At 73.3% G+C, this 6,064-nt stretch carries 5 protein-coding genes; 1 reads left to right on the plus strand and 4 read right to left on the minus strand.

Translation table 11 applies throughout. The annotated features are described in order from the left end of the window. Positions 1 to 13: 13 nt before the first annotated feature. Together EUA98_RS16620 and EUA98_RS16625 are read right to left on the minus strand one after the other, a co-directional pair. A complete protein-coding gene (locus EUA98_RS16620) occupies positions 14 to 1,309 on the minus strand; it encodes a geranylgeranyl reductase family protein (protein WP_130103813.1) in 1,296 nt (431 codons plus the stop codon). A gap of 103 nt (positions 1,310 to 1,412) precedes the next feature. Beyond that, the gene (locus EUA98_RS16625) at positions 1,413 to 2,114 is read right to left on the minus strand and encodes a demethylmenaquinone methyltransferase (protein ID WP_130103814.1); all 702 of its coding nucleotides are present in this window, start codon (positions 2,112 to 2,114) and stop codon (positions 1,413 to 1,415) included. 72 nt (positions 2,115 to 2,186) lie between these two features. Between EUA98_RS16625 and EUA98_RS16630 the strand changes: the two genes are divergently transcribed. Continuing rightward, the gene (locus tag EUA98_RS16630) at positions 2,187 to 3,512 is read left to right on the plus strand and encodes an isochorismate synthase (RefSeq protein ID WP_130103815.1); all 1,326 of its coding nucleotides are present in this window, start codon (positions 2,187 to 2,189) and stop codon (positions 3,510 to 3,512) included. 89 nt (positions 3,513 to 3,601) lie between these two features. On the opposite strand, the gene EUA98_RS16635 is transcribed toward EUA98_RS16630, so the two are convergent. Then, on the minus strand, positions 3,602 to 5,197 hold the full coding sequence (locus EUA98_RS16635; RefSeq protein WP_130103816.1) for a S1C family serine protease: 1,596 nt from the start codon (positions 5,195 to 5,197) through the stop codon (positions 3,602 to 3,604). An 89-nt stretch (positions 5,198 to 5,286) separates the two neighbouring features. Next, the coding region (locus EUA98_RS16640) for a thiamine pyrophosphate-binding protein (protein WP_242511619.1) at positions 5,287 to 6,064 on the minus strand (778 nt) is incomplete at its 5' end.

The raw sequence follows: 6,064 nt of genomic DNA on the forward strand, positions 1-6,064 counted from the left end.
GAAACGATACGGATCATGCCTTGGGTGCCAACCGGCTCAGGCCCGAGATGACCCGGTCCACCATGTCGCCGCCGTGCGGCTCGTAGCAGTCCGAGAGCAGCTTGAGGGTGAACCGCATGACCAGCGGGCGGGGCAGCCCGTACTTGGTGCACAGCCGCATGATCTGCGGGTGCTCGATCAGCTTCACGAAGTACCGCCCGAGCGTGTAGAACCCGCCCAGGTCCTCTTTCATGATGCGCGGGTAGGTGCCGAGCGCCCGCTCGCGGGCCGCGTCGGTGGTGCGGGCCCGGGACTGCACGATGGCGTCCGCGGCCGCACGGCCGGCCTGCATGGCGTAGGCGATCCCCTCGCCGTTGAACGGGCTGACCATGCCGCCCGAGTCGCCGACGAGCATGAGCCCGCGCGTGTACAGCGGGGTGCGGTTGAAGCCCATCGGCAGCGCCGCGCCGCGCACCGGCCCGATCTGGTTCTCCGGGGTGAACTCCCACTCGGCGGGGGCGTTCGCCATCCACTTCGCGAACAGGTCCTTGTAGTCGACCTTGGTCGCGGCCGCGGTCGAGCTGACGCTGCCGAGACCGACGTTCACGGTGCCGTCGCCCAGCGCAAAGATCCAGCCGTACCCCGGCATGAGGTTGGAGCGGCCGGGCTCGCCGTCCCACAGCTCGAGGTGGCTCTCCATCATGGTGTCGTTGTGGCGGGGGCTCTTGAAGTAGGTCCGCACCGCCACCCCCATCGGGCGGTCCATGCGCTTCTCGAGCCCGAGCGCCAGCGGCAGCCGCGCCGAGACGCCGTCGGCCGCGATCACCACGGGAGCGCGGTAGGTGACCTCGTCGCCGGACCGCCGGCCGTCGTCGTCCACGGGGCGGGCCGTGACGCCGATGACGCGGCCCGTGCGCTCGTCGAGCAGCGGGCCGGTGACGTTCGTCCGTTCGAGCAACTTGGCGCCCGCGGACCGCGCGTGGTCGGCCAGCGTGTGGTCGAGGCTCATCCGCTTGCGCGCGAGCCCGAACGAGGGGTAGCTCGACAGCTCGGGCCAGGGGAGCTCGAGGCGGTGCCCGCCGCCGACGACGCGCAGCCCGCTGTTGCGGATCCAGCCGTCCTCGGGGCGCAGCGACAGGCCCATCGCGACCATCTCGCGGGTCGAGCGCGGGGTCAGGCCGTCGCCGCAGATCTTGTCGCGCGGGAAGGATGCCTTCTCGAGCACGAGCACGTTGAGCCCGGCGGAAGCGCAGTAGTACGCGGCGGTGGACCCGCCAGGTCCCGCACCGACGACGATGACGTCTGCATCATCGTGGCCTGTCTGACTCACTACCCCGCCCCACCTGTGAAGACGTTCACGAACTCCAGCGGCCCACTCTAGTCGTGGCTCCGCTGACTGTCTGCCATGGCCCGCGCGGGCCCTTCGAGGCCGCCTACCCGTCGAGCGGGCGCGTTCCCCGGTGCAGGGCGACGATACCGCCGGACAGATTGCGGTACGCGACGTCTCGCCATCCGGCGCCCCGCATCAGGCTCCCGAGCGCGACCTGGTCGGGCCACGACCGGATCGACTCCGCGAGGTAGGTGTACGCGTCGGTCTCCTTCGACACGACCCGCGCGATCGCCGGCAGCGCCCGCATGAGGTAGTTCTCGTAGACCGTCCGGAACGGCGCGAGGGTCGCGTGCGAGAACTCGCACACCACGATCCGCCCACCGGGCCGGGTGACCCGCAGCATCTCGCGCAGCGCGCCGGAGGTGTCCACGACGTTGCGCAGGCCGAACGAGATGGTCACGGCGTCGAACGACGCGTCCGCGAACGGCAGCTTCGTGGCGTCCCCCGCGACGAAGCCCAGATCGGGGCGGCGACGCTTGCCGACCGCGAGCATCCCGTAGGAGAAGTCGCACGGCACGACCTCGACCCCGGCATCGGCGAGCGGCACGCTCGAGGTTCCCGTGCCCGCGGCCAGATCGAGCACCCGCATCCCGGCCGCGACGTCGAGGGCCCGGATCGTCGCGGTCCGCCAGCGACGATCCTGCCCGAGCGACATCACGTCGTTGGTCACGTCGTACCGGTGGGCGATGCCGTCGAACATCTCCGCGACCTCGTGGGGCTGCTTCTCCATGCTGGCGCGCGACATGTGGCCATCGTCTCAGGTTCACGCGAGTGCTCGCTGCCAGGCGCGACCGACGGCCGTCTTAGGCTTGGGGCGATGAGTACCTTGCAGACCCAGGATGCCGACGCGGTCCCGCAGCCCCTCGTGGTGCGCACCGTGGCCATTGACGATCCGGGCACCCTGCTGGATCTGCTGCCCGTGGACGCCCCGCTCGCCTGGGTGCGGCGTGGCGACGGTCTGGTCGGCTGGGGCGAGGTCCTGCGGTTCGAGGTGACCGGCCCGGACAGGTTCCGCGCGGCCGAGAGCCGGTGGCACGACGCTCTCGCCCACGCCGTCGTGCGCGACGAGGTCGACCTGCCCGGGACCGGTCCGGTCGCGTTCGCGTCCTTCGCGTTCGACGAGGGCTCCCCCGCCGGCGGCGTCGTCATCGTCCCGCGCGTCGTCGTCGGCCGGCGCGGCGCCACCACCTGGATGACGACGATCGACCTCGGCGCGCGGATCGGCACCGTCCCGTCCCTCGACGCGGCCGTGCGCGACCGCACCCCGGTCGCCGCCCCCGGCGCCGTCACGTTCACGGACGGCGCCGTCCCGGCCGACCGGTGGCCCGACGTGATCGCCCGCGGGGTGGCCGCGATCCGCGCCGGCGAGGTCGACAAGGTGGTGCTCGCGCGCGACGTCATCGCGCACACCACCCACCCGCTGGACCCCCGCTGGGTGCTCGACCGGCTCGGCGACGACTACCCGTCGTGCTGGACGTTCAGCGTCGACGGCCTGCTCGGCGCGACCCCCGAGCTGCTCGTGCGCAGCGAGAAGGGCCTGGTCACCTCGCGGGTGCTCGCGGGCACGATCCGACGCACCGGCGACGACCACGCCGACCTCGCCCGGGCCGCGATCCTGGCGCACTCCTCGAAGGACCTCGAGGAGCACGAGTACGCCGTCTCGTCGGTGGCCGACGCGCTCGCGCCCTTCTGCTCGTCGACCAACGTGCCGGACGTGCCGTTCGTGCTGCACCTGCCGAACGTTCTGCACCTGGCCTCCGACGTGACCGGGGTGCTCAGCTCGGCGCATCCCGGGTCCGACGCGGCGCTGACCGGCCTCGCCCCGTCGAGCCTCGCGCTCGCCGCCGCGCTGCACCCGACGGCGGCGGTGTGCGGCACCCCGACGCCGGTCGCGCGCGCGCTCATCGCGCGGCTCGAGGGCATGGAGCGCGGCCGCTACGCCGGCCCGGTGGGCTGGTTCGGCGCCGACGGCGACGGCGAGTGGGGCATCGCGCTGCGGTGCGCCGAGGTCGACCCCGACAACGCCCGCCGCATCCGGCTGTTCGCCGGCTGCGGGATCGTCGCCGCCTCGGACCCGGCCTCCGAGCTCGCGGAGTCCGAGGCGAAGCTCGAGCCGATGCGGCACGCCCTGGCCTCCGACTGAGGTCACCACTGGGCTGACGACCGAGCTCACCGGGCACACCAACGGCCGGCACCCCTGGGGGTGCCGGCCGTTGTGCGTCGCGTGTCGGCTCAGCCCTGACCGAACGGGTCCAGCGGGTTCTGGCCGTTCTGGCCGGAGTCGGAGCCGGAGCCGTCCGAGCCCGAGCTGCCGTCCTGGTCGCTCGAGCTCTGGTCCACCGCGGCGACCTTCGCCGCCAGGGTGACGGTCACGTCGAGCACCGCGCCGTCGCGCACCACGGTCAGGGTGGCCGTGGACCCGGCGGTCCGCTCCCGCACGTACGCCGTCAGCGACTCCGCCCCGACCACCGGGTCGCCGTCGATCGCCACGACGACGTCGCCGGTCTGGATCTTCGCGCCGGCAGCGGGCGACCCGGAGGTCACCTCCTGGACGATGGCGCCCTTGCGGGTCGTGCCGTCGGCCGTCGCATCGCCGTCGGTCAGCGACACCCCGAGGAACGCGTGCTCCGCGGTGCCGGACTCGACGAGCTGGGCGGCGATGTTCTGCGCGAGGTTGACCGGGATGGCGAACCCGAGGCCGATCGACCCGGACTGGCTGCTGCTGCTGCCCGACAGCGTCGCGATGGACGACGTGATCCCGATGACCCGCCCCTGCGCGTCGAACAGCGGGCCACCGCTGTTGCCGGGGTTGATCGCGGCGTCGATCTGGATCGCGTTGGTCACGACGACGTCGCTGTCGGACCCCCCGGCGGAGACCGGCCGGTCGATGGCCGAGATGATGCCCGTGGTGACGGTGTTCGCCAGGCCGAGCGGGTTGCCCACGGCCATCACGGCCTCGCCGACGGCCACCGAGTCGGAGTCGCCGATCGCGGCCGGCGACAGGTCGCTGGGCGGGTCGGTGATCTGCACGACGGCGAGGTCGGTCGTCGCGTCGGTGCCCACGATCGTCGCCTCGTAGAGCCGACCATCGCTGAGCGTGACCTGCACGGAGTCGGCACCCGCCACGACATGGTTGTTCGTGATGATGTGGCCCGCGTCGTCGATGATGACGCCCGAACCCTCGCCCCCGCCGCTCGTGGTGGTGACCTGGATCGCGACGACCGAGGCGGCCACCGCGGCCGAGACCTTCTCCCAGTCCGGGCTGTCCGACGTCGATCCGGAGACGGGCGCCGTCTCGGTCGTCGCCTGCCCGATCGAGGCGAGCGAGGACGCCGACGTCGTGCCGTTGTCGTCGTCGAGCACGCCGGCCATCAGCCCCGCGGTCGCGAAGCTGGCGATCAGCGCGGCTGCCGCGGCGGCGCCGACGACGGGGACCCACAGGCGCCGGGGCCGGACCGCTGTCGAGGGGGCACCGGCCGGGCCTGCCGGAGCGGGCGGGTAGGCGTTGAGCAGCGCAAAGGGGTCGTGCCCCGGCGTCATGGGCTGCCCTGGGGTCGTGGGCTGCCCTGGGGTCGTGGGCTGCGCCGGGTATGTGGGCTGCGCCGGTGCGGGGATGCCGAGCGCCGGGTGGCCCCAGCCGACGGGCGGCTGCGGCAGCGGCTGCGGGGCGGCCGACGGCACCGGCACGGTCTCCTGTCCCGTCGCGGACGGCGCGGTCGGGAGCTGCTGCGTGGGCTGGAGATCGGGGGTGGGGCCGACCTGGTCGGCTCCGGCGCGCACCGGGATCTGCGGGTCTTCGGGCGTGGCGCCCTCGGGGCTGATGGTCATGATGATGGCCTCCTGTGGTCGAGATCCATCACACCGCTCGCCGCTGGAGGCACCCTCCGAAGTCCCTGAGAGTTACCTGCGAGTTCTCCTCACGAGGTGAGCGCCTGATCGACCGCGGCCGCGATCCGGTCGCGCAACGCGCGACGGCGCGAGCGGTCCACGCGCACCTCGACGACGCTCAGGCCTGGGCCCGGGACCGCCAGGGCGACCGCCAGGTCCCCCGGCTCACGAACGATCTGGTGCCGCACCGAGTACCCGGCGCACAACGCTCCGAGATCGGCCCCGTGCGGGGTGGCGAAGACGCGTTCGAACACGTCCGCGTGCTCCGGCGCCCCGTGCTCGAGCGTCGCGAAGATGGAGCCGCCGTCGTCGTTCGCGACGATGATCTGCAGGTCGGGCACGGCCTCGAGCGGGCCGAGCAGCAGCCCGCCGATGTCGTGCAGGAAGGTCAGGTCGCCCATCAGCGCGCGCACGCGACGATCGGGATTCGCGAGCGCCACCCCGATCGCGGTGGACACCGTCCCGTCGATGCCAGCCAGCCCGCGGTTGGCGAGCACGATCGGCGGCTCGCGCCAGTCGGCCACGAGGTCGAGGTCGCGCACCGGGTTGCTCGAGCCGACGACGAGCATGTCCTCGGGCCGGGAGGCTCGCGCCACCTCCCGGGCGAGCAGCGGGCCGAGCACCCGCGGGCCGCTCCGGGAGCGGCGACCGCGCGGCGCGGCGTCGAGCGCCCGGTCCACGGCCTTGGCCGCCGTCGTCCCGGCCGCCTGCCACCGTGCGAGCCACTCGCTCCCCACCTCTGCCGACGCCCCGACCGGGGCCGAGGGGTCGCCGAGCCGGCCGGCGAGCAGCCGGGGCGGCACGTCG

This window comes from Pengzhenrongella frigida, from assembly GCF_004168625.1.
In the GTDB taxonomy this organism is placed as follows: Bacteria; Actinomycetota; Actinomycetes; order Actinomycetales; family Cellulomonadaceae; genus Pengzhenrongella; species Pengzhenrongella frigida.

Excerpts from the sequence above, each read along its gene's own strand:
- EUA98_RS16635 (WP_130103816.1), bottom strand. The coding sequence starts at position 5,197 with ATGACCATCAGCCCCGAGGGCGCCACGCCCGAAGACCCGCAGATCCCG.
- EUA98_RS16630 (WP_130103815.1), top strand. The coding sequence starts at position 2,187 with ATGAGTACCTTGCAGACCCAGGATGCCGACGCGGTCCCGCAGCCCCTC.
- EUA98_RS16625 (WP_130103814.1), bottom strand. The coding sequence starts at position 2,114 with ATGTCGCGCGCCAGCATGGAGAAGCAGCCCCACGAGGTCGCGGAGATG.